The sequence below is a fragment of the Rheinheimera sp. ATLC3 genome, assembly GCF_059429535.1.
The window spans coordinates 43256-69371 of sequence record NZ_CM182103.1; the positions used below are offsets into that span (position 1 = coordinate 43256).

Genomic DNA, 26116 nt, shown 5'->3' on the forward strand with positions numbered 1-26116 from the left:
ATGAGTGTAAATCGACTGGTTAATAAATTTGAATATGCATTATTTCGCCATCGGGCATTGGTTATCGGCGCCTTTGTGCTGGCAACGTTGTTTTTACTGTTTAAAGCGACAACAATAAAACTTGATGCAGCGTTCACTAAAAATATCCCGCTAAAGCACGAGTATATGCAGACGTATTTACGTCATGCTCAGGATTTTGGTGGCGCGAATAATATTTTGATTTCGTTATGTGACGAAAACGGCGATATTTTTAACGCTGGGTTTTTTGACACCTTACGCAAAGCACATGATGAGTTGCTTTATACCTCTGGTGTCGACCGGGTTCAGGTTAAATCTTTATTTAGCCCTAGCACCCGCTTTGTCGAGGTCGTTGAAGACGGCTTTGCCGGTGGTCCGGTTATTCCGGCCGATTTCATCGCCAATGAAGCAGGGTTGGCAAAGGTAAAAGAGAATACTGAGAAAGCCGGCATCGTTGGACGTATGGTTGCCGATGATTACAGCTGCGCCATGATTTCAGCGCAGTTACTGGAGGTTGACCCAGACACTGGCGAAAAGTTAGATACGATAGGCCTTGCCGGTACGCTTGAGCAGAATATCCGCGCGAAATACCAGTCTGACAACATCAGCGTACATATTATTGGCTTTGCCAAAATGGTAGGTGATGTAGCCGAAGGGGCGAAAGGCGTATTAGTGTTTTTTGCTATCGCTATCGCCGTAACATCAATCATGGTGTTTTTCTTCTGCCGCTCACTGATGCTTACGGTATTGCCTATTGCCTGTTCATTGATTGCCGTTGTCTGGCAGATGGGTTTGCTGTCGCTGATGGGGTTTGGTATTGACCCGATGTCTATTCTGGTGCCATTTTTAGTATTTGCCATTGGCGTAAGCCATGGCGTGCAGATGATCAACTCTACCGGCAAACGTGTTGCTGCCGGCATGGATGCAAAAACCGCTGCCCAGGCCAGTTTCCGTAAGTTACTGGTGCCCGGTGGTGTAGCGCTACTGTCTGATACGGTAGGTTTCTTAACGTTACTGATTATTGAGATTGGCGTTATCCGCGAGTTGGCTATCACTGCCAGTTTGGGTGTCGCCGTTATCATTCTGACGAACCTGATTTTATTGCCGGTGCTGATGTCGTTCGTTCGTTTTAGTCAACGCTATAAAGCCCATGCTGCCGCGCCGTCTCCGACGAGTGACAAAATTTGGTTTGCGTTATCAGCTTTTGCTACCCGCAAGTATGCTGCCGTAATTTTGCTGATTACTGCCGCATTATTTGCTTTTGGTTTTATGCAGAGTCAGCAATTAAAAATAGGGGATTTACATGCCGGTGCGCCTGCGCTGCATGAAGACTCGCGTTATAACCAGGATACTTTTCTGATCACGGACCGCTATGCTATTTCTGTCGATTACCTGAATGTAATGGTTGAAACCATACCCAGCGCCTGCACAGAACACAGCATTATGGCCAAGATAGACCGGTTTCAGTGGTTGATGGAAAACGTCGAAGGCGTGCAGTCTACAGTGTCGCTGGCATCAGTATCAAAATCGATCAATGCCGCCTTTAATGAGGGTAATGTGAAGTGGCGGGTACTGCCGCGTAATACCCAAAGCCTGGTGCAGGCGTCATCAAGGGTAGAAACCAGTACCGGTTTGCTGAATGCAGATTGCTCTGTCATGCCAGTGATTCTGTTTTTGCAGGACCATAAAGCTGAAACGATGGAGCGTGTGGTTGCTGCCGCTAAGCAATACGGTAAGGAAATCGGTGATGAGCAAACCCGGTTTATGCTGGCATCCGGCCCTGCAGGTGTCATGGCAGCGACAAACGAAGCGGTGTCAGAAGCCCAGCAGCCAATGATGTGGTACGTATATGGTGCTGTTATTGTGCTGTGTTTGTTAAGTTTCCGCTCAGTACGCGCAACGGTGTCAGTGATAGTGCCACTGTATGTCGTGTCGGTACTGGCCACAGCGTTAATGACAGCACTGCAGATTGGCCTGACAGTATCAACGTTACCTGTAATAGCCCTTGGTGTCGGTATTGGGGTGGATTATGGTATTTATATCCTATCGAATATGACACAGATGTTGCGGGACGGTGCACCGCTGCGTCAGGCTTATTATGAAGCACTAAAAGAGAGGGGCAGTGCAGTGCTCTTCACCGGTATAACGTTGGCAATCGGTGTCAGTACCTGGGTATTCTCAGCCCTGAAATTCCAGGTAGATATGGGGATATTGTTAACCTTCATGTTTATCGTCAATATGCTTGGTGCAATAGTTGTTTTGCCCGCGCTTGCAGCATTTTTATGGCGAAAAAATTAGTTTCGTTTACTGCATGAATAAACACGAAAATGGCCGAAAGGCCATTTTCTATTTACAGCGAGTGAATAACTTCTCAGATACCTTAAAAATCACTGGTTTAACCAGCATAAAAGCCCAAAATAGTGCTCGAAAAGCGCTACAATAGGCACTACACTGCGCACCTGACACGCTCTGGTTTGTTCGGTAGCGCCTGCTGTGAAAGCAGTGACTGCAAAAAGGATACAAAAATGGCACTGATAGACGGTCAACCCTCTGTATTACTACAAAATGTTAATAAACTAATCCAACAGCGAGTAAAAGATCAGGTGAAACTGGTTGAAAAATTCGCTAATACCCTTTACGGCAATATGTCTAATGAAGATCTGGTTGGCCGTAACGACAGCGATTTATACGGTGCAGCCCTTAGCTTATGGCAAACGTTTAACAGCCATGCTGAGCCTGCAGCAAAAATCAGGGTGTTTAACCCCGAGATAGCCAAGCACGGTTGGGAGTCTAAACATACTATTGTTGAAATGGTGGTGCAGGATATGCCATTTCTGGTTGACTCGGTGCGCATGGCCCTGAGCCGGCAAAGCATTACAGCACATTTGCTACTGCATTACCCACTGCAGACCGAGCGTAACAAAGAACAGCAGATCACAGACTTCTTTAAGCTGGGTAGTAAGGCCAATGCCAGCACCCAGCAGACAGTATTTCATATTGAAATCGATCGCGTTACCGACAAGTCTGCTATTCAGACACTGACAGACGAACTGCACTCGGTAATGGAAGATGTTTCTCTGGCCGTGCAAGACTGGCAGCCGGCAAAAGAGAAACTGCTGGAAGTGATTAAAGCGCTGCCAAAGCAAAGTGGCAAAGCCAGTGCTGAAGAAGTAAAACAGGCAAGCGAATTTTTAAACTGGCTGGCAAAAGATAACTTCACACTGCTTGGTTACCGCGAATACTCCATCACCCCGGTGAAGGGTGATTATAAAATCAGTGGCATCGATAAAAGCTCGCTGGGTTTGATGCGCCGCTCAGCATCACGTGATCTGATGTTGTCGGAGTTGCCTGAAAGTGGCCGCAAACAAGCAGTCAACAATGCGCTTTTGATACTGACAAAAACCAATAATAAGTCACGCGTACACCGCCCGGCGTATATCGATTACATCGGCGTGAAGAAATTTGATAAAGACGGCAAAGTCATCGGCGAAGATCGTTTTATCGGTTTGTACTCATCGTCACTTTATAACAACAGTGCCGGCGATATTCCGTTGTTAAAAAGCAAACTGGCTAAAGTCATGCAAATGTCGGAGTTTGCAACAGGCACTCATGCCTACAAAGCGCTGCTGAATATTCTGGAAACTTACCCGCGTGACGAGTTGATCCAAGCCACAGCTGATGAACTGTTGCATGTTGCAATGGGCGTGCTGCAAATGCAGGAGCGCGATATGACGCGGCTGTTTATGCGTAAAGACAGCTTTGGCCGCTTCGTTAGTGCTATGGTGTATGTGCCGCGCGAGCGCTATAACACCCAACTGCGTAAAGAGACTCAGGCCATACTGCAACGTGCTCTTGGCAGCAATGAACCGGTAGAATTTACCACTTATTTTTCTGAATCTGTGCTGGCGCGTACTCATTATCTGGTGCGGATCAGCGATAGCCATGTCGAGTATAAAGTGAAAGATATTGAACGTAATCTGGTAGAAGCGGCCCGTACCTGGGAAGATAAATTAGAAAGCGCCTTAATTGGAGTTTATGGTGAGGCCCGCGGTCGCGAGCTTATCAGTAAGTACGTCAATGCTTTTCCGCGCAGTTACAAAGAAGAAATGTTGCCAAACGATGCGCTGGTAGATATCGGCAAGCTGGAATCACTGAATGATGATCATAAGCTGGAAATGCTGTTTTACCGGCCGCAGGAAGAGAAAGCCGACAGCAAAGCTGTACGGTTAAATCTGTTCCATAAAGATCATCCTATCCATCTGTCTGATGTGCTGCCAATGCTGGAAAACTTTGGCCTGCGTGTTATCGGTGAAACACCTTATGCGGTGAAATGTGCTGATGGCTCGGTCAGCTGGGTGCTTAACTTTGCAATGGAGCTAAACTGTGCATTGCCAGCAGATTTTGAAGCTGCGCAGCAATCGTTCCAGGAGTCTTTTGCCAAGGTATGGAATGGAGAGCTGGAAGATGATGGTTTTAACCGGTTAATCCTTGGTGCCGGCTTGAGTGGCCGCGAGGCTTCTTTGCTGCGTGCTTTAGCGAAATACAAGCGTCAGATTGGCGGTACGTTCAGCCAGTCTTATGTCGAAAACACCTTTGCCCGCTACGCTGAGCTTGCTAACCTGCTGGTGCAGCTGTTTAACAGCAAGTTTGACCCTAAATCCAAAGCGACACCCAAAGCGATTGAGAAACTGGAAGAACAGATTGTTTCATCTCTGGAAAATGTTGCTAACCTGGATGATGACCGCATAGTACGTCGTTTTGTTGATATGATTAATGCCACACTGCGTACAAACTATTTCCAGAAAAGCGCGCAGGGCACGGATAAGCCTTATATCTCATTTAAGATTAAGTCGGATTTAATTCCTGACATGCCACTGCCGACACCGATGTTTGAGATTTTTGTCTACTCACCGCGGGTAGAAGGTGTGCATTTACGTTTTGGTAAAGTTGCCCGCGGCGGTTTACGCTGGTCAGACCGCCGGGAAGATTTCCGTACTGAAGTACTGGGTCTGGTAAAAGCACAAACCGTTAAAAATACCGTAATAGTACCTACCGGTTCTAAAGGTGGTTTTGTGTGTAAGAAACTGCCGGAAACCGGTGGCCGTGAAGCATTCCTGAATGAAGGTAAAGACTGTTACCGCACCTTTATCCGCGGTTTGCTGGATGTGACCGACAATATCGTGCAGGGCGCGATCGTTCCGCCCAAAGACGTAGTGCGGCATGATGAGGATGATCCGTATCTGGTGGTAGCGGCTGACAAAGGCACCGCGACCTTCTCTGATATTTCAAATGGTATTTCAGAAGAATATGGTTTCTGGCTCGGTGATGCGTTTGCTTCAGGCGGTTCAAACGGCTATGACCACAAGAAGATGGGCATTACTGCGCGTGGCGGTTGGGAGTCAGTAAAACGTCACTTCCGTGAAATAGGCATCGATTGTCAAACCACCGACTTTACCTGTGTAGGCATAGGTGACATGGCAGGTGACGTGTTTGGTAACGGCATGTTGCTATCAAAACATATCCGCCTGCAGGTTGCATTCAACCACATGCATATCTTTGTAGACCCTAACCCTGATTCAGCCAGGAGCTGGGAAGAGCGCAACCGGATGTTTAATCTGCCTACATCCACCTGGGATGACTATGATAAGTCTCTTATTTCTGAAGGCGGCGGTATCTTCTTACGTAGTGCCAAAGCCATTAAGTTGTCACCACAGATGAAGGAAATGCTGGGCACAACCAAAGCCAGCATGACACCGAACGAGCTGATCCGTGAAGCGCTAATGATGCCGGTTGACCTTATTTGGAATGGCGGTATTGGTACTTACGTTAAAGCAACCAGCGAAAGCCACGCAGAAGTTGGCGATCGCGGTTCAGAGCCGCTGCGGGTGAACGGTAAAGACCTGAAAGCGAAAATCATCGGCGAAGGTGGCAACCTTGGGGCGACGCAACGTGGCCGTATTGAATACGCGATGAACGGCGGCCGGGTCAACACTGACTTCGTTGATAACGTGGGTGGGGTGACTTGCTCAGACAATGAAGTAAACATCAAGATCCTGCTTAACACATTGGTTGCCGGCGGTGATTTAACGCTGAAACAGCGTAATAAATTGCTGCTAGATATGACTGAAGATGTGGCTGCAATTGTTATTAAAGACTGTTACCGTCAGACGCAGAGTATCAGTATTTCTTCTTTATTAGGCGCTGAGCAGCTAAAAGAATATACCCGTTTTATTCATACACTGGAAAAAGACGGCAAGTTAAACCGTGAGCTGGAGTTCCTGCCGTCAGATGACGAGCTGGCAGAGCGCATGGCTAAAGGGCAGGGTTTAACCCGTCCTGAGCTGTCTATCCTGACTGCTTACGGTAAAATGGTGTTGAAAGAGCGTCTGGTACTGCCAGAGATTTATGAAAACGCTTATTTCAAACGTCAGTTGTTTGCTAATTTCCCACAAATGTTGCAGGACAAGTACGCTGCAGAGATGGAAAACCATCCGCTAAAAGCAGAAATTATCGCGACCAAACTAGCCAATATGCTGGTTAACGAGATGGGGCCTAATTTTGCACAGCGTATGCAGGAAGAGACCGGTGCCGGTGTGGGTGAAGTAACACTGTGTTATGCCATTGCGCGTGACCTGTTTGATTTATCGCCAATGTGGCGCAAGCTGGAACAGCTGGATAACGTGATACCTGCTGCGCTGCAAAGCAAGCTGCTACATCAGTTGCGCCGCACAATGCGCCGGGCAACCCGCTGGTTCCTGCGTCACCGTAACAAGGCGCTGGATATTCAGCAAACTATCGACTTCTTCAAACCAGCTTATCAGCAGTTAAACAAAGAACTGCCAGCTTATCTGGCGGCATCTGAAGCTGAACAGCTGTTGCACAAGCAATCGGCACTGACCGAGCAGGGTGTACCGCAGGATATTGCCCAGTATCTGGCACAATTGAGTACAGTATTCTCTGTAATGGATATTGCACAGGTGGCTGACGCTGAGAAGATTTCGTTGTCAATGGTCGCTGAGATCTATTTCAAACTGGGCGACAAGCTTGATTTGCACTGGTTCCTTGAGCAAATTACTAATCAGCCGGTATCAAATCACTGGCAGGCATTGGCCAGAGCGTCTTATCGTGAAGAGTTGGACTGGCAGCAACGAGCATTATCTGCTGTTGTAGTGCGCAGTTGCGGTAAGGTCTGCGAAGCAGATGAGGTTATCAGCAGCTGGATTAATGAACATGATGCTTTGCTTGAGCGCTGGCGCTTAATGCTGGCAGAGTTCAAAACGACCAAGAGTCATGAGTTTGCCAAGTTCTCGGTAGCATTGCGTGAATTAATGTTGTTAAGTCACCACTGCGACCCTGTAAAATAACAGGCTAAATGGCTACAATACCCCGGCTGGTCCGGGGTATTTTTTTGTTTTTAAAAGGCAATTTATGTTTTATCCAATCGCGCAAAAAGTTATGTTCGCCTGTGATGCCGAATGGTCTCACAACTTTGCTCTTGGCAGCCTGAAACGGCTGGCTCATACGCCTGCGGCAGCATTGTGGCGCCAGCAACTGCCAGTTAAGCCCGTTACTGTTGCTGGGATCCGGTTTGATAATCCACTGGGTTTGGCGGCGGGTTTAGACAAAAACGCCGAGTGTATTGATGCCTTTGGCCAGATGGGCTTCGGTTTTATTGAAGTGGGTACTGTCACGCCCCGGCCACAAGTGGGTAATGATAAACCGCGGCTGTTTCGTTTGCCGCAAGCTAATGCCATTATTAACCGCATGGGTTTTAACAACAAAGGTGTTGATTATCTGGTCGAAAATGTCAAAAAGGCCAGTTACAAAGGTGTGCTTGGTATTAATATCGGTAAGAATAAAGATACACCGAACGAGCAGGGTAAAGATGACTATATCCACTGTATGCGTAAAGTCTATACGCATGCCAGCTATATTACAGTGAATATTTCCTCACCAAACACCCCCGGTTTACGTGATCTGCAATTTGGTGATGCCTTGTATGATCTGTTGCAAAGTGTGAAAAATGAGCAGCTGGATTTGCAGGCCCGCCATGACAAGTATGTGCCGGTGTTTGTAAAAATTGCGCCGGATATGGATCTGGTGGCTGTAAATCAGGTTGCGGAGACGCTGCTAAACAGCAAGATGGACGGTGTAATAGCGACCAACACAACATTAGACAGAAGCCTGGTACAGGGCCTGCAGTATGCAGACGAAGCAGGTGGCCTGAGTGGGCAGCCCGTCAGACAAAAAAGTACTGAGGTATTGCGCCAACTAAGAGCCGCCGTAGGAACTAAGCTGCCAATAATTGGTGTTGGCGGAATAGATGACGCTCAATCAGCGCAGGAAAAACTGGCGGCAGGTGCAAATCTGTTACAGGTTTACACCGGTTTTATCTACCGTGGGCCAGAGCTGGTAAAACAGATCGTTACCAGCTTATAAGGATCAGTAGCTGATCTTGGTATGTTATAACCAAAAGGTCTTTAACATCTTGATCAGCTTAGTGTATTTCTGTAACTGCATAATTGTTAGCCAATTGGGATTTAATAGGAAATCTTATGCTTAGGCCGTCAGAGCGCTGGTTTTGGACATACTGCAATAAAAAAGACCGCTTGTTGCTGGATATCAGCGACGAGGCGCAGTTTTGTTCGCCTTTTGCTCAGTCGCAGCTGATCCAACAGCCGCAAAAGCAGCCGTTGTCGATGGCAGAAGCTCAAGCGTTCTGGCATATAGACGAGAGTTTGCAGCAACTGGATTTACCGGCAGCAATCCGCCTCGAGTTATGCCTTACTGCGCTATGTGCGCCTTTTGTCCAGCAACAGGCGCACAAAAGTTGGTACTTTCAACAGGGCCAGCGGTATGAGCCTGCTCAGTTTGACGTGGTGACGATACGTGGCCTGAGCAGCCAGTATGCGCTGGTACTGTCTACTGACTCTGAGAGTGCTAATTGTCTGTTGCTGGGTGAGATAACGACGCTGGCCGGCAAAGTGCTACCAAGGTTGCAGATTATCCGCGTGCTGGCAAATCGTATCAGCTCTTTGAAAACTGCGGTGTCTTACCGGCAAATTGCCTGAATTTACCGATCTGTTATTTCCCTGCTGTGTTTAACCGACTAAACTAGCGGCATTTGATGTTGCCGTGAATCTAATCTATGTCTGCTATTGTTTCTTCTGCTGAACTTGATGCTTTCTTTAACTTGCTTGGCTCTGCTGTTAGCGGCCAACAGTTACTTAAGCTGGTATTGAGTAAATACCGCGGTAATGAACCCTTAAAGCAGGTTCAGGTGCGCCCGGTGCAGTTAAAACAGCAATGGCTGCTTAGTTTTACCTACAAATATCAGACGAATGACGTTACGCGTAACCTAGATGCAGAGGCCGCTTCAATAGAAATCCGCAGTTTACTGGGTAATAGCTTTAGCGCTGCAAACTTATTCACCGCAGATGCGGAAGCACAACTTGCCATAAGCAAAAAGGGAAAGGTGTTGTATCAGGTGAAGCAACTGCAGCAACTGCAGCACTCCGCCACAGCGCAGGCTCCCACTCATAACCGTGAAAAGCATCGCTACCTGTCGCTGCAAAGGCCTTTTTTGCAGGAGCTTGGCGTGACTGATGCACAGCAGCAGTTGATACCGTCGATGTCGCGTAAATGGAAGCAGATAAACAAGTTTATTGAAATCTTTTCTAATGCCGTGCAGGAATCTGGCTTGAAACAACGGCAGCAGCTGCATGTGGCGGATTTTGGTTCAGGTAAAGCCTATCTGACTTTCGCCATGCATGACTATCTGACCAATACTTTGGGGCTACAAGCAAAAGTTACCGGCGTTGAGCTACGACAAAACCTGGTGGATTTATGTAATAACACAGCTGAAAAACTGTCGTTAGCGGGCATACATTTTGAACAGGGAGACGTAAAGCACTTTAAAGCCCGGGGTATCAATGTCATGATAGCACTGCATGCGTGCGACATCGCAACCGATTATGCGATTCATATGGGTATAGCAACAGGTGCAGAAATCATTATGTGTTCGCCTTGTTGCCACAAGCAAATACGCCCGCAAATGACACTGCCTGCGGTACTGGCGCCGATGTTAACGCATGGTATCCATCTGGGCCAGGAAGCTGAGATGGTAACCGACAGTGTGCGGGCTTTGCTGTTGGAAGCTTCTGGCTATACCACTAAAGTATTCGAGTTTGTTTCGCTCGAGCATACCAGCAAAAACAAGATGATTCTGGCAATAAAAAACAAACAAAAAATTAACAAAGAAAAGCATCTATCTCAAGTTATTGAAATAAAAAAGTTTTATGGTATAAATCAGCATTATCTTGAACACTTGCTGAATATCACGGATGAAATTAAGTAACGCGTTAATCACAAAAACTTCACCTGTACAAAATTGACTTAGCGCGTCAGCCGCCTGTAGTCTGATCCGAAAGCTTAACGTTGTTAAGCATTAATCAGTAAATCGTTTCTTTACTGTCAGGATAAGGATGCAGAGGCTATGAAAACAGTACCAGCACATAGTGATACCCGCCGCAGCAAGATTACCAAGGCGGTCATTCCCGTTGCGGGCTTAGGCACAAGAATGTTGCCTGCGACAAAAGCCATTCCGAAAGAAATGTTACCCGTGCTGGATAAGCCTTTGATCCAGCATGTAGTGCAAGAAGCCGTCGCGGCTGGGATGACGGAAATTGTACTGGTAACACACTCTTCAAAAAACAGTATTGAAAACCATTTCGATACCAGTTTCGAGCTGGAAGCCACACTGGAAAAACGCGTTAAACGCCAGCTGCTCGAAGAAGTACGCAGTATTACACCCAAGAATGTCACCCTGATTTCGGTGCGCCAACCGGTCGCGCTGGGGCTTGGAAATGCCATTATGTGTGCCTACCCGGTAGTCGGTCACAATCCTTTTGCGATTTTGCTGCCCGACGTTCTGGTCGATCAACATCAGTGCGATCCTGCTAAAGACAATCTGGCCGCAATGATGACACGCTACAGCGAAACGGGGGCCAGTCAGATTATGGTCGAGCCGGTACCCGGTAACATGGTTAATCAGTACGGTATTGTTGACTTGAATGATGCAAGCTTAAAAGCTGGCACCAGCGCAACGATAACTGACATGATAGAGAAACCTGCCGTCAATGAAGCGCCAAGCAATTTTGCGATTACAGGCCGTTATGTGTTGTCAGAACATATCTGGGACTTGCTTGCCCATATACCACCCGGCGCCGGCGATGAAATACAGCTTACCGATGCGATATATCAGTTGTGCTTACGCGAGAAGACGGAGGCATATCACATCATTGGTAAGAGCCATGATTGCGGCACCAAGCTGGGGTTGATACAAGCGAATATCGAGTATGCATTGCAGCATGAGCAATATGCTCAACCCTTACGTGCCACCATCGAGCGCATTTTCGCAGATCTAAATAAAGATAAGCGACATCTGCAGCTGTTAAAAACAGTGTAAGAGGCATACAAGCTATGCAAAACAGCACACCGCATATCCGTAAAAGTCAGCCTGTGGCAGGCCTATCTTTTTGCCTGCTGTCACAGGAACAAATTGTGCAAAGTGTCATGTCACTGGCACCGGAAGATGAAGCTTTAAGGCTGGTGGTGACGACCAATGTTGATCATATGGTCACAATGCGCAGACAGCCGGAGTTCAAACATGCCTGTGAACATGCCTGGCTGGTTACCGCAGACGGCTTTCCGGTTGTGAGTTTGCTAAAAGCGTTAAACATTGCCACGCCTGGACGTATAACAGGGGCGGATTTATTTCCGGCCATCCTTGCTAGCTTAAGTCCGGTGTGGCATTCGCCGTTTTTTGTCTGTGCCAGTGAAGCCACGGCGGATTACCTGCGTTGCTGGTTAGCCGGCAGAGGTTACACCAACCCGGACCAGCGCGTGATAGTACCTGAGTTCGGTTTTGAAAAAGACGCACTACGCAGCAATGAAATCCTCACGCAGATCCAGGCAGTTGGCACTACCCATCTGTTTTTTGGTGTCGGTGCGCCTAAATCGGAATTATGGATGCAGAAACACAGAGCGCAACTGACCGGTATGTATGGCTTCGGCTTTGGTGCCGGGCTGGATTTTTTTGCCGGTACAGCCAAACGGGCCCCACAGTGGATACAACTTGTCAACATGGAATGGGCGTGGCGCTTGTTTTCTAACCCGCGCCGTCTGGCCAAACGCTACCTGGTTGACTCATGGAGTTTTCTGCGGATAGCACTGACAGAATACAGGTTGACTGCGAAGGAGAGTCGCTAATGTCTTCATCCTCTATGATGTTGCCTGATGCCATTATTGATTGTTCTCATTTAGGCCGTAAAACGACAGGTATCGAGCGCATTACAGAAGAGTTGTTTTCTGATGAAGCGCTTGGTAACAGCCAGGTTGTCAGATTAAAGTCGCGTAGTATTAGCGGTATGCTATTACAGCAGTGGTTTGGCATTTTGTATGCGGCGCTTAAGTACCCTGATAGTCTAATAATCACACCGGGTTTTCCTCCATCAGTGCTGGCAACGCTGATGCTAAATGACAGGCTGATCCCTTATATCCATGATGTTTTTCTGCTGACACGTCAGCATGAGCTTAATCTCAAGGCAAGGCTTTATATGCGGCCGTCTTTCGCCTTTGCAGTAAAAAGATTAAAGCGTTTTTTTGTCAATTCAGAAAAAACCAAACAGGATTTACAGCAGTTTTGCCAGCCCGATGCGCAGATCATTATGTTACGGCCTCAGGTACGAAATGTATTTGAGTTGCAGCATGATGAACAGCGCTATGGCACAGTTGAACCATCCAGATTAAAGTTGGTAATGCTGGGTACCGTAGAGCCGCGTAAGAATTATGCGGCGGCTGTGGCTATTCTTAATGAACTACGGGCCAGGTCAGGTAGTGAGGTGGAGCTGCATGTTGTAGGACGGCTAGGCTGGGGGCCGGATGCCAATTTACTGCAGAATACCCCGGGCGTGGTGTGCTATGGCTATCTCAGTGCGGATGAGATCAGAGCGTTAATAAGCAGTGCGACCTTTTATTTATCCACGTCGCATGACGAAGGTTTAGGCTTGCCGCTGTTAGAGCTGCAGTACAGTGGTATAGCTGTGGTTGCGGCTAAAATACCGGTATTTGCCGAAGTATTGGGTAATTCCGGATTGCTGATAGATACCGGCGACGCTGTAGGGGCAGCTGATCAAATTCTGGCATTTTGCCAGGACAGCGCCGCGATGCAGCAGCAAGCTGAACTTGCCAGGCTGAATATTCAGCGCTGGAACGCCCTGGCAATGGCAGACAAAGCCAATGCTGCGGCGCTGATCTCAGGGTAGGGTAAGCAGTGTTTTTCAATGGCATAAACAATTTTCGCGCGCTGGCTATTTTTCTGATCGTCTGTGGCCACTGCTTCTGGATCTCAAATTGGTACCCGGAGCAAACCTGGGAGAAAGTGTATTTGTACATGATACCCGGTGGCACGTTTTTCTTTGCGTTTATCAGTGGGTTTCTGTTTGCACACCTTAACGTCAATACATTTCGTTATGCTGATTTTATCGGAAAAAAATGGCGCAACATCGCGTCACCTTATCTTTTCCTGTCGATCCCGGTGATATGTCTGGCAGTCGTTATTCAATATCCGGGTTATTTTGTCGATGAACGTTCTGGCCTGTATTATCAGTATATTCAGCCATTTATACAGTATCTACTGACCGGGCGGGTACTGACGGGTTACTGGTATATACCTTTTATTATGCTGGTATTTGCAATATCGCCGTTATTGGTTCGGTTTTACCGCATGCAAAATCAGGTTTTGCAACTGGCTGTCGTTGGCGCTTTGCTGGTAATCGCGATGTTTGTGCATCGCTCAGAAGATAATCTGAATCCGCTGCAGAGTTTTGTGTATTTTCTGCCTGTGTTCATGTTTGGCATGGTATTTAATCGTCACTACGCATTGTTGAAGGATAACTATCGTGCTCTTCCGTGGGTGCTGCTTATCTGTTCTCTGGTGTTGTCAGTGTATCAAAGTGCCTGGTTGGGTATTGCGCATAACGCGCACAAAGCATTTTTCGAGTATGCTGGTGCAGATCTGAAGTTAGTGGAAAAGGTGATGCAGGCGGTAGCCATTTTGCTACTGTTTGAACGTTACTGGCATAAGCGTTACCGGTTGATTGACCTTATCGCATCGGCCAGCTTTGCAATATTTTTTCTGCACCCGATTGTGATTGCCGTATTTAAGCGGGTGCTACAGAACAATTTTGCCGGCTTTATGTACTGGCATGTTCTGACGTTTACGGTTTTCTTTACTACGTTGTTGCTGGCCTGGTGTGCGAAGCAGGTTCTGGGTTCGTACAGCAGACGGGTAATAGGCTGGTAAAGGGTATTTTAAAGGAGCTGTTATGTTTACACCTGTAATTATGGCCGGGGGTTCAGGTACCCGTTTATGGCCGCTGTCGCGTGGTAATTTTCCAAAGCAGTTTTTACCACTGACAGGGCGTCACACTATGTTGCAACAAACATTACTGCGCCTGAGCGGGCTGCAGCATAGTACGCCATTGCTGATCTGCAATGAAGACCATCGCTTTATCGCGGCGGAGCAGATCCGGCAGTTGGGTAATGGTAAGGCAGATATTTTGCTGGAGCCGGCAGGACGCAATACGGCGCCGGCAATAGCACTTGCCGCACTGCGAGCCAAGCAACAGGGCCACGCTGAAGCTGTGCTGTTAGTGTTGGCGGCAGATCATGTAATAAACAACACACCCGCTTTCCAGCAGGCAGTTGAACAAGCCTTGCCTTTGGCACAGGGCGGACAACTGGTTACCTTTGGCATAGTGCCTTCAAGCGCAGAAACAGGCTATGGCTATATTAAACGCGGTGAAAAATCAGGTAACGCGTATCGGGTAGACAGTTTTATTGAAAAGCCGGATTTGAGCACTGCGGAGTTTTATCTGCAAAGCGGAGAATATTACTGGAACAGCGGTATGTTTATGTTTCGTGCCGATATTTACCTGCAGCAGTTACAAAAGTTCAGACCGGATATTTATGCTGCCTGTGAAGCCGCCATGACGGAACAAGTTGCTGATTTAGAGTTTGTCCGGGTAAACAAAACCGCTTTTGAAGCTTGCCCGTCGGACTCTATCGATTATGCCGTGATGGAAAAAACTGAACATGCTGTAGCCGTGCCGCTTGATGCCGGCTGGAATGATGTCGGCGGTTTTGCCGCGCTTTGGCAGGTATCGGCAAAAGATTCTGATGGCAATGTTTTGTGTGGCGATGTACTGGCACTGGACAGTGAAAACAGTTACGTGCGCAGCGATGACAAACTGGTGGCGGCTATTGGCGTGAAAGATTTGGTTGTGATCAGCACTAAAGATGCCGTGCTGGTGGCGCACAAAGACCAGGCCCAGCAGGTTAAGCAAATTGTTAACCAATTAGCCCAGATGGGACGCAGCGAAGCGGTGTTTCACCGTGAGGTATACCGGCCATGGGGTAAATACGATTCAGTAGATTGTGCTGAGCGTTTTCAGGTTAAACGGATCACCGTAAAACCCGGCGCAAAATTGTCGGTACAAATGCACCATCACCGGGCAGAACACTGGATAGTTGTGTCTGGTACTGCCAGGGTCACTATCGATGGCAAAGAACAGTATGTTACTGAAAACCAGTCGGTTTACATACCAATCACTGCAGTGCACGCATTGGAAAACCCCGGCAAAGTGCCACTTGAGCTTATAGAAGTGCAGTCAGGCGCTTATCTGGGAGAAGACGACATAGTGCGTTTTGAAGACCGATACGGGAGAGCCTGATCAGATGCAAAAACTGACATGTTTTAAAGCCTACGATATCCGCGGCAAACTCGGCGAGCAGCTTAATACCGATATTGCTTATCGTATTGGCCGGGCCTTTGGCGAATTTCTTCAGCCCAAACAAGTGGTGCTGGGTGGCGATGTCCGTGCCAGCTCAGAGGATCTGAAACAGGCGCTGGCAGAAGGTCTGATGGACGCCGGCAGTGATGTGATAGATCTTGGCATGACCGGCACAGAAGAAGTGTATTTCGCTACCTTTTATCTTGACGTTGATGGTGGTATCGAAGTAACCGCCAGCCATAATCCCATCGACTACAACGGTATGAAGCTGGTGCAAAAAGGTGCCAGGCCAATCAGCGGAGATAGTGGGCTGTTTGCAATTCAAAAACTTGCCGAGCAGGCCGATTTTAAGCCTGTTACGCAGCGCGGGAAATACAGCAAAAAGTCGGTGTTAGATGCTTACATTGACCATTTGCTCAGTTATGTTGATTTAGCGCTGTTTGAACCTTTGAACATTGTGGTCAACTCTGGCAATGGTGCAGCAGGCCATGTTATTGATGCACTGGAGCAGGCATTCATCCAACACAAAGTGCCGGTGAACTTTATTAAAGTACATCATCAGCCTGACGCGACTTTCCCCAATGGTATACCTAACCCGCTACTCGTTGAAAACCGCGCCGATACCCGTAGTGCTGTGCTGGAGCACAAAGCTGACTTTGGTATTGCCTGGGATGGCGACTTTGACCGCTGTTTTTTATTCGACGAGCAGGGCCGCTTTATCGAAGGGTATTACATAGTGGGTTTATTGGCTGAAGCTTTCCTGCAAAAACATCAGGGCGCCAAAATTATTCACGACCCGCGTTTAACCTGGAACACCATCGATCTGGCCATCAGGGCTGGTGGCATGCCGGTGCAATCCAAGACCGGACACGCTTTTATTAAAGAGCGTATGCGCCAGGAAGATGCGGTTTATGGCGGCGAAATGAGTGCTCATCACTATTTTCGTGATTTTGCGTACTGTGACAGCGGCATGATCCCATGGCTTCTGGTTGCGGAGCTGATGTGTCGTAAAGCCCAGCCTTTATCTGAGCTGGTCGACCAGCGCATAGCGGCTTTTCCTTCATCTGGCGAAATCAACTTCACGCTGTCTGATCCTCAGCAGGCGATAGAGCGCGTTATGCAGCATTATCTGTCGGAAGCCTTGGTTGTGGACAGAACAGATGGCATCAGCCTGGAGTTTGCCAACTGGCGCTTTAATCTTCGAAGCTCAAATACGGAGCCGGTAGTTCGGCTGAACGTGGAAAGCCGGGGTGATATTGATTTGATGCGTCGTTACACCGATGAAATCAGCAAATTACTGGTGGCAGCATGAAAATTCTGGTGAATCACTTACTTGAGCCTGCTAATCGTATTTCAGGTATCAGCAAATACTTGTTTTCTCTGTTGGCTGAGTTAGTGAAGTCTGGCCGGCACCAGTATGTACTGTTGACGTCGTGGGATGAGGAATGTTTGCCGGCAGACCTTCGTACGCCCGGCCTGACGGTGATATCAGTACCTTTTGTAGAGTCAACACCGCGTAATCTGTTGCGCCAGTTAACGCTGGTGCCTAAGGTGATGAAGCAGCAACAGGCTGATATCGAATTTAACTGTAACCCTCTGGGGGGCTTTCTTGGTAGCTGGCCAAGAGTCACGGTAACACATGATCTGTATTTTAATGTGTCGCCGTCTTCGTACAAACCCCATCACAGGCTGTGGTGGAAGCTGTTTTATCCGCTGACCTGCCGCTCTGCCAGTCGCATTATCTGTGTATCAGAAAATACCCGTCAGGACTTGCTGCGTTATTTTCCGCAGTTTGCAGACAAAACCACTGTGATCGCCGAGGGTCCCTGTCTTAGCGTGCCGCAAAGCGTGGACAGTGATGTGAAGAAACGGCAGAGCTTTGGCTTATTTGTCGCTAACGTATCGCCGAATAAAGGTGCCGACACGTTGGTAAAAGCTCTGGGCTTACTAAAGGGGTGCCAGCGGGAGATAGAGGTTAAACACGTCGGAGCTGACAGCGATGGCAAGTTTGCCCGTTTAGTTGCTGCTATCCCGGAAGGGCTTGCGCCGGTATCTGTTGGTTATGTTAGCGATACTGAACTTAGCGCTCTGTACCGGCAAGCCAGATTTTTGGCATTTCCATCGCGTTATGAAGGTTTTGGTTTGCCGGTAATAGAGGCTCAGGCTCATGGCACACCGGTTATCGCCTCAGATATACCGGTACTGCGTGAGGTTGCCGGTGAGGGAGCTGTCTATTTCCCCGCAGGTGATGCCAGCGAGTTGGCCCGTCATATGTATGCATTGCTCAACAATGACAAAGTGTTCAGTGAGCTGTCAGAAAAGGCATTGCAGAATCAGCAACGATTCAGCTGGCACAAAGCGGCCAGACAAACCGAACAGGTGTTTACGCAGCTTGGCTGCGCCACAGTGGCCAGCCAACGCCAGTTAAACTAACTTAAGGTAACAATATGACTTACAAATCAACACTTTTTTCAGTTCATCCGCTGGATCCCTATGGCAGTAAAGTCGGGGGTATTGAAACCCATGTACGCCAGTTACTGAAATATTGCCCGCCTGATATGCGGCTGGTACTGATAGGCGTAGACGACAGTGGCAAGCGTAAACTTGGTGAGCTGACAGAAGTTGAGTTGTATGGCGGACGCTTTTTATTTATGCCGATTATGCATTGTCAGCATGAAGGGGTGAACTCGGCGGCAAAGTCGCTGTTTCAATCAACCACACTACGATTTTTTGTTAACTTTATTCGTTTCAGTGGCCGCATCCGCGCTCTGGCCAAAGAAATGCCGTCGAGTTTTGATATTCAACGCTACGAGTTTTCCTGGTTATGTCGCCTGTTTGGTTTTGATTATGTATTAACAACCCATGGTGATGCTAATCCGGATCAACCCATGGACTCGCTGCTGAGCCGCTACTGGTTTCTGCATAAGTTTAATGAGAAACACGCAGTTCATGGAGCACAGCACGTATATTCGGTTAACCAGCAACAAACAGACAGGATCCGCGCAGATTATCCTAAAGCCGCTGCAAAAACTGATTTTATGACGGTAAGTGTGGACGACCAGCTGTTTAAACCAACACCTTACCAGCAGCTGGATGGGCCGCTGAAAGTGGCATTTGTCGGCCGGTTAGATACATTCAAACGCCCGGGTATGATGTTTAAAGTGATAGCTGAGCTGGCCCGCCAAACTGATGACCAGGTCGAGTTTCATTATGTTGGTGCGGCAAAACCGCACAGTTTTGCCGAGTTTGAAAAAATTGCACACCTGAGTACCTGTCATGGTTTTAAAACATCCGCTGACGTAGCAAAACTGTGGCCGCAGTGGCATATGGGTATCGTCACATCGGTATTTGAAGGCATGCCGGTGTATGTGCTTGAAGCCCTGTGCGCAGGCCGGCCGGTATGCTCTGTTAATTTGCCACAGCTGTCACTGGTGATCGATAACGACGTAAACGGCGCAGTACTTACAGCGAATGAAGACTCAGAGCAAATAGTGCAGCAGCTGGCTCAGCAGATGTTGCAGTATTGGCAGAAAATACGCAGCGGCCACCTGCACCCGGAAGTGGTGAGCCAAATGGTTGCACCTTACAAAGCCAGTAATCAGATGCAGGTATTATTCGGCCGTCATCAACAATTACATTCTGACAATGGAGATGTCGTCACTCAAAGTTAAATATACGAGGTTTACCTATGGTTTCGCGCAGACAATTTATGCAACGTATGCTTGGTTTAAGTGCAGCAGCAATGCTGCCGCCAGCGATGGCAAATGCAGTAAAAAAAGCACCAGCCATTAAAACGGGGCAGGCCGCAGCGGAGACAGCTGTGGCGCAGTCGTCAGCAGGGACAGAGGTAGAGTCGTTACATCAGATAGCCGCGGCGTCAGGCCGGATGTTTGGTAGCGCCTTTGATATGGCGTCAGTTAACGACCCTCAGTATGGCGAGTTATTAAAACACCATTGCGGTATTTTAACGACCGATTATCAGTTTAAGTTTGCCACGCTAAGGTGGCGTGAAGAGTCGATAAATTATTACAAAGCCGATCAGTTGGTTGCATTTTGTCAATCTGCCGGGCTTCCAATCCGCGGGCATACGTTAATTTGGAACGAATGGAACCCGGAGTGGCTTAAACAAGCCGCTCCCAGTCATGTTGCCTATTGGTTAGATCGTCATATCGAAGAGGTAGTAGGGCGCTATGCCGGAAAGTTTCATTCGTGGGATGTGGTTAATGAGCCAATGTGGCCAGGCCATAATAAAGAATTTGGCCTACGCTCCGGGCCCTGGTTCCGTGCAATGGGGCCGGGCTACATCAAACGGGCTTTTGATGTGACTGCTCGTACTGATCCTGGTGCTAAACGCGTGCTGAACGAAGCCTGGCTTGAACGCGCCGATCATTGGGGGCGTGGGCTCAGGGCTGCATTTTTACCCATGCTTGATCAGTTACTGGAACAGGGCACTCCGATTGATGCCATAGGGCTGCAATGTCATTTGGCGCCGGGTAATCTTGATATGGAGGCCTTTATACAACTGGTAGAGCAAATTCAGCAGCGCGGACTGCCCATTTATATTACTGAGCTTGACGTTAATGATCAGATATTTGCCGATGATATTGCCGAGCGCGATCAGCATGTGGCAGCAGTCTATTCTGATTTTCTGCAGGAATTGCTGCAGCAACCCGGCATTGAAATTATTCAAACCTGGCAGTTAAGTGATAAATATTCGTTCTATCAGGGCCGGCAGGAGCGTCAGGTCAGGGTGCTGCCGTTTGACCGCGACATGCAGGCAAAACCGGCTTATCATGCGGTTGCCCAGGCGCTGGCGATACCGCGAAATGACTAATCTTTCTGTTACAGCGCCCATAGGTGCGACAGTCAACGCCAAACCACATTACAGTCATATTGCACTGGCACGTGGGATCAGTATTGTATTGGTTGCCTTTGGCCACAGTGCGCTGGCTGACATGCATGTTGCTTCACAAGCGCTAGGCGTTGTCAGAATGCCGTTTTTCTTTTTGCTGGCAGGGTTGTTCTTTGCACCGCCGTCAGATCTGATGCATTACTGTCGCAAAAAAAGCATAGTGCTGTTAAGCCCTTATTTTTTCGTACTGACAGCAATAGGGATAAAGCAGTGGCTTGCCGGTGGCGATCTGTTCGGTTATCTGTCCGGTATGTTATACGGTAATGGCCAGACCATCGCCTGGACACCATTGTGGTTTTTACCGCATTTGTTTTTATTGTACTCGCTGGCAGCACTGACTCTTGGCAGCGCAGTGTTCCGGCGTTTGCAACACTGGCAACAGTACCTGATTACAGCAGTGTGGCTTATCGTTGCCGGTGCCGTGCTTAATATTATGCAGATACATATATTTGCCACTGCTTCTGGTTTATTACATACCGGTTTGCCGTGGGGGGCAGATTTTGCGCCGGTGTCGCTGGGGTATTTTGCACTGGGTTATCTGTTGCGCCAGCAGTTTGTGCACGCACAGTTTAGCCTGATAAAACTAATTGGATTTACTGCGTTATTCTGTACATTGGTTTACCTGTTAAATGCAGCGGTGGATTTTAACCTTCGGCTCTATACACCTGCACTATTGTTACCCGCCATTATTTTGCCCGGCTGTTTCATGCTATTGCAATTTGCTTTACTGCTAAGCCAGGTGCCGCTACTGAGCAAAGCTTTTACGCTGTGTGGCCGGTACAGCTTATATATTTTGATTTTTCACGTGTTTTTACAACAGGTGCTTGGCCGCTACCTCGGTAACGCTGCGCTATGGCAGCAAGCTACTGTGCTGGTGGGCAGCATAGTGTTTTCGGTAGCAGCCGGCTGGTGTATACGCAGAGTGGTGTTGCTGCGCTATTGTTTTGAACCGCTGAACGCACGTGTCGGAGTAACGCGGTAATGCTGATTTCTAATACGCTAAAATATCTGCCATCGCAGGTGCTTGCGCCGCTATCACAGTTTCTGTCTATTATTCTCTGGACCTATTTTGCTGATGAGAAACTGATTGGTTATATCACGCTTATTACGGCGTTTCAGGAACTGGCAATGGCGATGTTCGTAAACTGGTGGATGCACTATGCGATGCGGGAGTATGGCCATTTCAAGCAGCATAACCAGCTAACCTCTTTCTGGCAGACATCCCGCAGTGTTATCGCTGTGTCATCAGCGATCATGGTAACAGCAGCCTTGTTGAACTTAATGTTGTTTGTTGATAACACTGCCAGCCCAACAGTATGTGTTCTCGTTGCATTGTATGCCGTATTTCGGGCGCGTAATAATTTTAATGCTGCGATAGCATCGCTGGAGCAGCAAATTCTGCGCTATTCGATATTGACCAGTATCGGGCCCTTTGTCGGACTTTTTATTGGCGTAGCATTACTGTATCAGTTTGGTAGTGATCCACTTTACCCTTTGCTGGGGTATGTACTAGGCGAAATGTTGGCGACAGTACTGGCGCATCAGCGACAGCAGATCAGACTAAACTGGCAGCCTGACTATCAAACCGTTAAGCAGGCACTGCATTATGGTTTGCCGATGATAGGTGCTGCCTTGTGTGCCTGGCTGATCCTGCAATACCCGCGTTACTTCATTGCCGGGAGCTTGAGCCTGGAACAGGCGGGGCTTTACGCAGTGGGTGTAGGGCTTGGCCTGCGTATTGCTTCGCTGATTACGATGATGGTGACGCCTGCTGCACTGCCATTATTATTCAAGCTGGTACATGAACAAGGGCAACAGGCAGCGGTTGCTCAGCTTCAACAAAATTTATTGCTGCTGTTAGTCGTTTTGCTACCCGGCTTGCTTGGCCTGTACGCTATTATGCCGGTGCTGGTGCCTGTGCTGGTAGAGCAGCGCTTCGTTGAGGCGACAATGCAGGTTATGCCGTGGGCATTGCTGGCCGGTGGTATAGAAGCAATCAAAAATGGTTATCTGAACCATTACTTTTTTATTCATAAGAAGACAGCCAGTATTTTTGTTTACGACACAGCTATGGCTATCGCGGTAGTAGGATTGTGCTTTTTCATGGTTAATTTCTTTGGGATACAAGGTGGCGCTATGGCCAGTGCTGCTGCTCTGGCCGCAGGTATTGGTGGAATCGTTTTGTGGCTGGTACTCAGCGCCCGCGTTCGTTTGCCGTATATCAATATATTGAAAACAGTATTTGCTGTGACGGTGATGTTTCTGCTGGTTGACAAGGTGTCAGCGGCAAATGCTGTCACTGCACTGGCGCTGAAAATATTTGTTGGGGCGCTGTCTTACACTGCACTTATGCTGCTGCTGTTCAGACAAGATATCAGCGGCCTGATACGGCTTCGCCAATCTGCGGGTTAATATGTCAGACAGTTTTCAACGTAATATGTTAATGCCTGCGCCACAGCTCAGTGTAATAGTGCTGGCGCTGGCCATCATCGCCTTGTTCAGTTTATCGGGTAATGTGCTTTACCTGTTTGGTATTTTTTATGACTCCCCCGGGGGCAGCCCACTGCAAAAGATCCACCCATCAAGCTACTTGTTACTGTTTAGCATAATGATCTGGGCTTTGTACCGTGGCGGAATACAGCAATTGTATTCGCTTACATTGCTGCGTAGCCACTTCTTGTTACTTGCCGCAGCAGTTTGCCTGCTACTGCAGGATATTTTGCTCGGTCGACCTTTGTCATCGGCTATCGTCAGTTATGTCAGCGCTGCACTTTTTGTCATGCTGTTAAAAGCCCAAAGCCTGAAACGTTTGATACAACTTAAACAGATATTACTGTTGTTGTTGTTCGCCAATGCTGCGGTTGGCGTATATGAATATTTAACCGGAGGGCTGATTGCACCACTGGTACTAACCGATATCAGCAGTGGTGAAGTTATAGATACGTCTCACTGGGGGCAGGTGCGGTCTGCCGGGCTTATGGGGCATCCGCTAACCAGTACCATGCTAAGCGGGTTCTTCCTGGTGTGTTTTGGCGCGCGCTTTCTGTTTGCCAGGGTGTCGTTAGGGGAAAGTTTAACTGCAGCCATGTTGTTAATTGCTTTGCCTCTTTTCGGCGGACGCGGCTCTATTCTGGCGTTTCTGCTTGTGTTAATGCTAATGCTTATAATCAAAGGTGCACAAAGCCTGCAGCGCCGCGCAATGTCGCGAAATGCTTTGTTGTATTTGTTATCCTCGTTGTTGCTACTGCCTTTACTGTTGTATGCGGCTTATTTAGCCGGCTTACTGGACCCGGTACTTAGCAGAATGGCGGATGACCAGGGCAGTGCGTCAACCCGGCTTATTGCCATTGAAATAATGCTTGATACCCCGCTGATAAACTTACTGCTTGGCGATATAGACCGCAGTTTGGCGGCTAAGGTGCTGCTATATGGTTCGCGCTACGGTATTGAAATTGGCTGGATAGCGCTGACGCTGACTTATGGGGCATTGTTGTCCGGTTTTCTGCTGTATGCGCTTTATCTGAATCTGAGTCAGTTATATCGCAAACTATCAACTTTGCTTATTTTCCCGTGGCTATATGCGGTTATCGCTTGGAGTTCTGGCACCGGTATATCTGGCAAAACCATTATGTTAAGTGCAGCATTAATAATGACATTGTTGCTGTTTGCCGAAGAGCACGATGTCCGGCCCGGTGCAATAACCGGCTGATGCTATAGCACGCCAAGCTGAACAAAATGTGAATCAAATGTTGAATAAAGTATTAATTACGAGTGAAAAATTATAACCCAACAGGTTATAAATGTTCGTTTGTCACTGTTGCTGTTGGCGCAGTAGTTTAGTAGCGATACAGAATATCCGAGGTGTGCATAGCTGCAGTCCGGCCCGGCACCCCCCATATTCTGTGAAGCTGAACTAATGCGGAGCAGAAACCATGACTAACTCAATATTCCGTTATGAGCATTCGGGCTCATCAGTAGTATACCGGTTAATCGATCTGATGATTCTGGTAGCCGTATTTCTTAGCTGCTTGTATGTGTACCAGGTGCCTTTTGACAAAGAATACCTGCTGCTACTCAGTGCCTCTTTGGCTATCTATTCGTATCTGGCTGAATCGGTGCAGTTGTACCGCTCGTGGCGCGCGGGCCGCTTTTCACGCATGCTGATGCATGTCGCCGTTATTCATACGGTGTCGTTCTTACTGATCGTCGCCGGGCTCTTCCTGATGAAAGAAGCCGAAACATTCTCCCGCCTGGTGTTAAGTACGTCTTATGTTGCAGGTTTATCAGTGCTGATCCTGTGGCGCCTGGTTGCCCGCGCAATAAAAACCTGGCGTCGCAAACGTGGTTTAAGCCTGCAGCAGGTGGCTATTATCGGCCTTACACCTTCGGGTATTGCGCTGCGCGAAGAAATGGCTCAGCACATTGAGTTAGGTTTTAACTGTATAGGTTTTTATGATGACCGGGCATCGGAAAGGCTTGAAGATATGCCGACTGAAGCACTGCTCGGTGATGTCGAAGCTGCGGTAAACATGGCGCGGCGGGGCAAGATTGCCAAGTTGTATATCTGTTTACCGATGATGGCGGAAAAACGCATAGCAGATATTATCAGCCGGCTTGGAGACACAACAGTTGATGTGTTGATGGTGCCGGAATTTCTGCTGAAAAACCTGATGCATGCCCGTATCGGTAATGTCGGTAACATCGATACGCTGAGTGTGTTTGAATCTCCTATGTTTGGTTTTCAGAGTTTCTACAAACGCAGTTTTGATTTGTTGTTCAGCAGCACTGTGTTGTTATTAATTTCTCCGCTTTTAATCCTTATTGCACTGGCTGTTAAGCTTACGTCAAGCGGGCCTGTGTTATTTCGTCAGGACAGGTATGGTCTGGATGGAAAAAAAATAGGCGTATATAAGTTTCGCTCGATGAAAGTGATGGAAAACGGCGGCGCTGTAATACAGGCTAAGCGTAATGACAAGCGTATTACACCGGTCGGAGCATTTTTACGCCGGACGTCATTGGATGAGTTACCGCAGTTTTTCAATGTGCTACTGGGCGAAATGTCGGTTGTCGGCCCAAGGCCGCATGCCGTTGCGCATAACGAAGAGTACCGTAAACAAGTCGCCTTTTATATGTTGCGGCATAAAGTCAGACCCGGTATTACCGGTTGGGCGCAGATAAATGGCTGGCGCGGTGAAACGGACACGCTGGAAAAAATGGAAATGCGGGTGAAATACGACCTGGACTATATCCGAAACTGGTCGTTGCTGTTTGATGTCAGCATCGTATTTAAAACGGTATTTAAGGGCTTTGTTGATAAAAATGCCTACTAACA

Annotated in this window: 18 protein-coding genes; all 18 read left to right on the forward strand. The window is 48.1% G+C overall.

The features are described from left to right. The 18 genes from AC5SV9_RS00190 (at nucleotide 1) to AC5SV9_RS00275 (ending at nucleotide 26114) form a co-directional block, all read left to right on the forward strand. Nucleotides 1-2316 carry an efflux RND transporter permease subunit gene (locus tag AC5SV9_RS00190; protein ID WP_475150492.1) on the forward strand — a complete coding sequence of 772 codons (2316 nt, stop codon included), beginning with the start codon at nucleotides 1-3 and terminating at the stop codon, nucleotides 2314-2316. Between the two features lie 227 nt (nucleotides 2317-2543). Continuing rightward, on the forward strand, nucleotides 2544-7382 hold the full coding sequence (locus tag AC5SV9_RS00195; protein WP_475150489.1) for an NAD-glutamate dehydrogenase: 4839 nt from the start codon (nucleotides 2544-2546) through the stop codon (nucleotides 7380-7382). Nucleotides 7383-7446: 64 nt separating this feature from the next. After that, on the forward strand, nucleotides 7447-8457 hold the full coding sequence (gene pyrD / locus AC5SV9_RS00200; RefSeq protein ID WP_475150487.1) for a quinone-dependent dihydroorotate dehydrogenase: 1011 nt from the start codon (nucleotides 7447-7449) through the stop codon (nucleotides 8455-8457). 116 nt (nucleotides 8458-8573) lie between these two features. Beyond that, nucleotides 8574-9089, forward strand: a complete 516-nt coding sequence (locus tag AC5SV9_RS00205) for a cell division protein ZapC domain-containing protein (RefSeq protein WP_475150484.1) — start codon at nucleotides 8574-8576, stop codon at nucleotides 9087-9089. Between the two features lie 77 nt (nucleotides 9090-9166). Continuing rightward, entirely contained in the window at nucleotides 9167-10375 is a 1209-nt protein-coding gene (locus AC5SV9_RS00210; RefSeq protein ID WP_475150482.1) for a class I SAM-dependent methyltransferase, read from the forward strand. Between the two features lie 138 nt (nucleotides 10376-10513). After that, nucleotides 10514-11485 (forward strand): UTP--glucose-1-phosphate uridylyltransferase GalU, encoded by a 972-nt coding sequence (galU, locus tag AC5SV9_RS00215; RefSeq protein ID WP_475150479.1) that lies wholly within the window; start codon nucleotides 10514-10516, stop codon nucleotides 11483-11485. Nucleotides 11486-11499: 14 nt separating this feature from the next. Continuing rightward, nucleotides 11500-12288 (forward strand): WecB/TagA/CpsF family glycosyltransferase, encoded by a 789-nt coding sequence (locus tag AC5SV9_RS00220; protein ID WP_475150477.1) that lies wholly within the window; start codon nucleotides 11500-11502, stop codon nucleotides 12286-12288. Then, nucleotides 12288-13343, forward strand: a complete 1056-nt coding sequence (locus AC5SV9_RS00225; RefSeq protein ID WP_475150474.1) for a glycosyltransferase — start codon at nucleotides 12288-12290, stop codon at nucleotides 13341-13343. Before AC5SV9_RS00220 ends, AC5SV9_RS00225 begins: the two co-directional genes overlap by 1 nt. 8 nt (nucleotides 13344-13351) lie before the next feature. Then, nucleotides 13352-14383 carry an acyltransferase family protein gene (locus AC5SV9_RS00230; protein ID WP_475150472.1) on the forward strand — a complete coding sequence of 344 codons (1032 nt, stop codon included), beginning with the start codon at nucleotides 13352-13354 and terminating at the stop codon, nucleotides 14381-14383. A gap of 22 nt (nucleotides 14384-14405) precedes the next feature. Further along, nucleotides 14406-15812: a mannose-1-phosphate guanylyltransferase/mannose-6-phosphate isomerase gene (locus AC5SV9_RS00235; RefSeq protein WP_273024609.1), complete on the forward strand. Its 1407-nt coding sequence runs from the start codon at nucleotides 14406-14408 to the stop codon at nucleotides 15810-15812. 4 nt (nucleotides 15813-15816) lie between these two features. Then, nucleotides 15817-17184 carry a phosphohexomutase domain-containing protein gene (locus AC5SV9_RS00240; protein WP_475150469.1) on the forward strand — a complete coding sequence of 456 codons (1368 nt, stop codon included), beginning with the start codon at nucleotides 15817-15819 and terminating at the stop codon, nucleotides 17182-17184. Then, the gene (locus AC5SV9_RS00245; protein ID WP_475150467.1) at nucleotides 17181-18305 is read left to right on the forward strand and encodes a glycosyltransferase family 4 protein; all 1125 of its coding nucleotides are present in this window, start codon (nucleotides 17181-17183) and stop codon (nucleotides 18303-18305) included. Before AC5SV9_RS00240 ends, AC5SV9_RS00245 begins: the two co-directional genes overlap by 4 nt. Nucleotides 18306-18319: 14 nt before the next feature. Beyond that, nucleotides 18320-19543: a glycosyltransferase gene (locus AC5SV9_RS00250; protein WP_475150466.1), complete on the forward strand. Its 1224-nt coding sequence runs from the start codon at nucleotides 18320-18322 to the stop codon at nucleotides 19541-19543. A gap of 38 nt (nucleotides 19544-19581) precedes the next feature. Continuing rightward, entirely contained in the window at nucleotides 19582-20706 is a 1125-nt protein-coding gene (locus tag AC5SV9_RS00255; protein WP_475150464.1) for an endo-1,4-beta-xylanase, read from the forward strand. Next, complete coding sequence (locus AC5SV9_RS00260) at nucleotides 20699-21766, forward strand: acyltransferase family protein (RefSeq protein ID WP_475150462.1); 1068 nt, start codon at nucleotides 20699-20701, stop codon at nucleotides 21764-21766. Before AC5SV9_RS00255 ends, AC5SV9_RS00260 begins: the two co-directional genes overlap by 8 nt. After that, a complete protein-coding gene (locus tag AC5SV9_RS00265) occupies nucleotides 21766-23196 on the forward strand; it encodes a lipopolysaccharide biosynthesis protein (protein WP_475150459.1) in 1431 nt (476 codons plus the stop codon). The genes AC5SV9_RS00260 and AC5SV9_RS00265 overlap by 1 nt, the downstream gene beginning before the upstream one ends. Before the next feature lies 1 nt (nucleotide 23197). Beyond that, nucleotides 23198-24493, forward strand: a complete 1296-nt coding sequence (locus AC5SV9_RS00270; protein WP_475150457.1) for a VpsF family polysaccharide biosynthesis protein — start codon at nucleotides 23198-23200, stop codon at nucleotides 24491-24493. Between the two features lie 223 nt (nucleotides 24494-24716). Then, nucleotides 24717-26114 (forward strand): undecaprenyl-phosphate glucose phosphotransferase, encoded by a 1398-nt coding sequence (locus AC5SV9_RS00275; RefSeq protein WP_475150455.1) that lies wholly within the window; start codon nucleotides 24717-24719, stop codon nucleotides 26112-26114. Nucleotides 26115-26116: the final 2 nt, after the last annotated feature.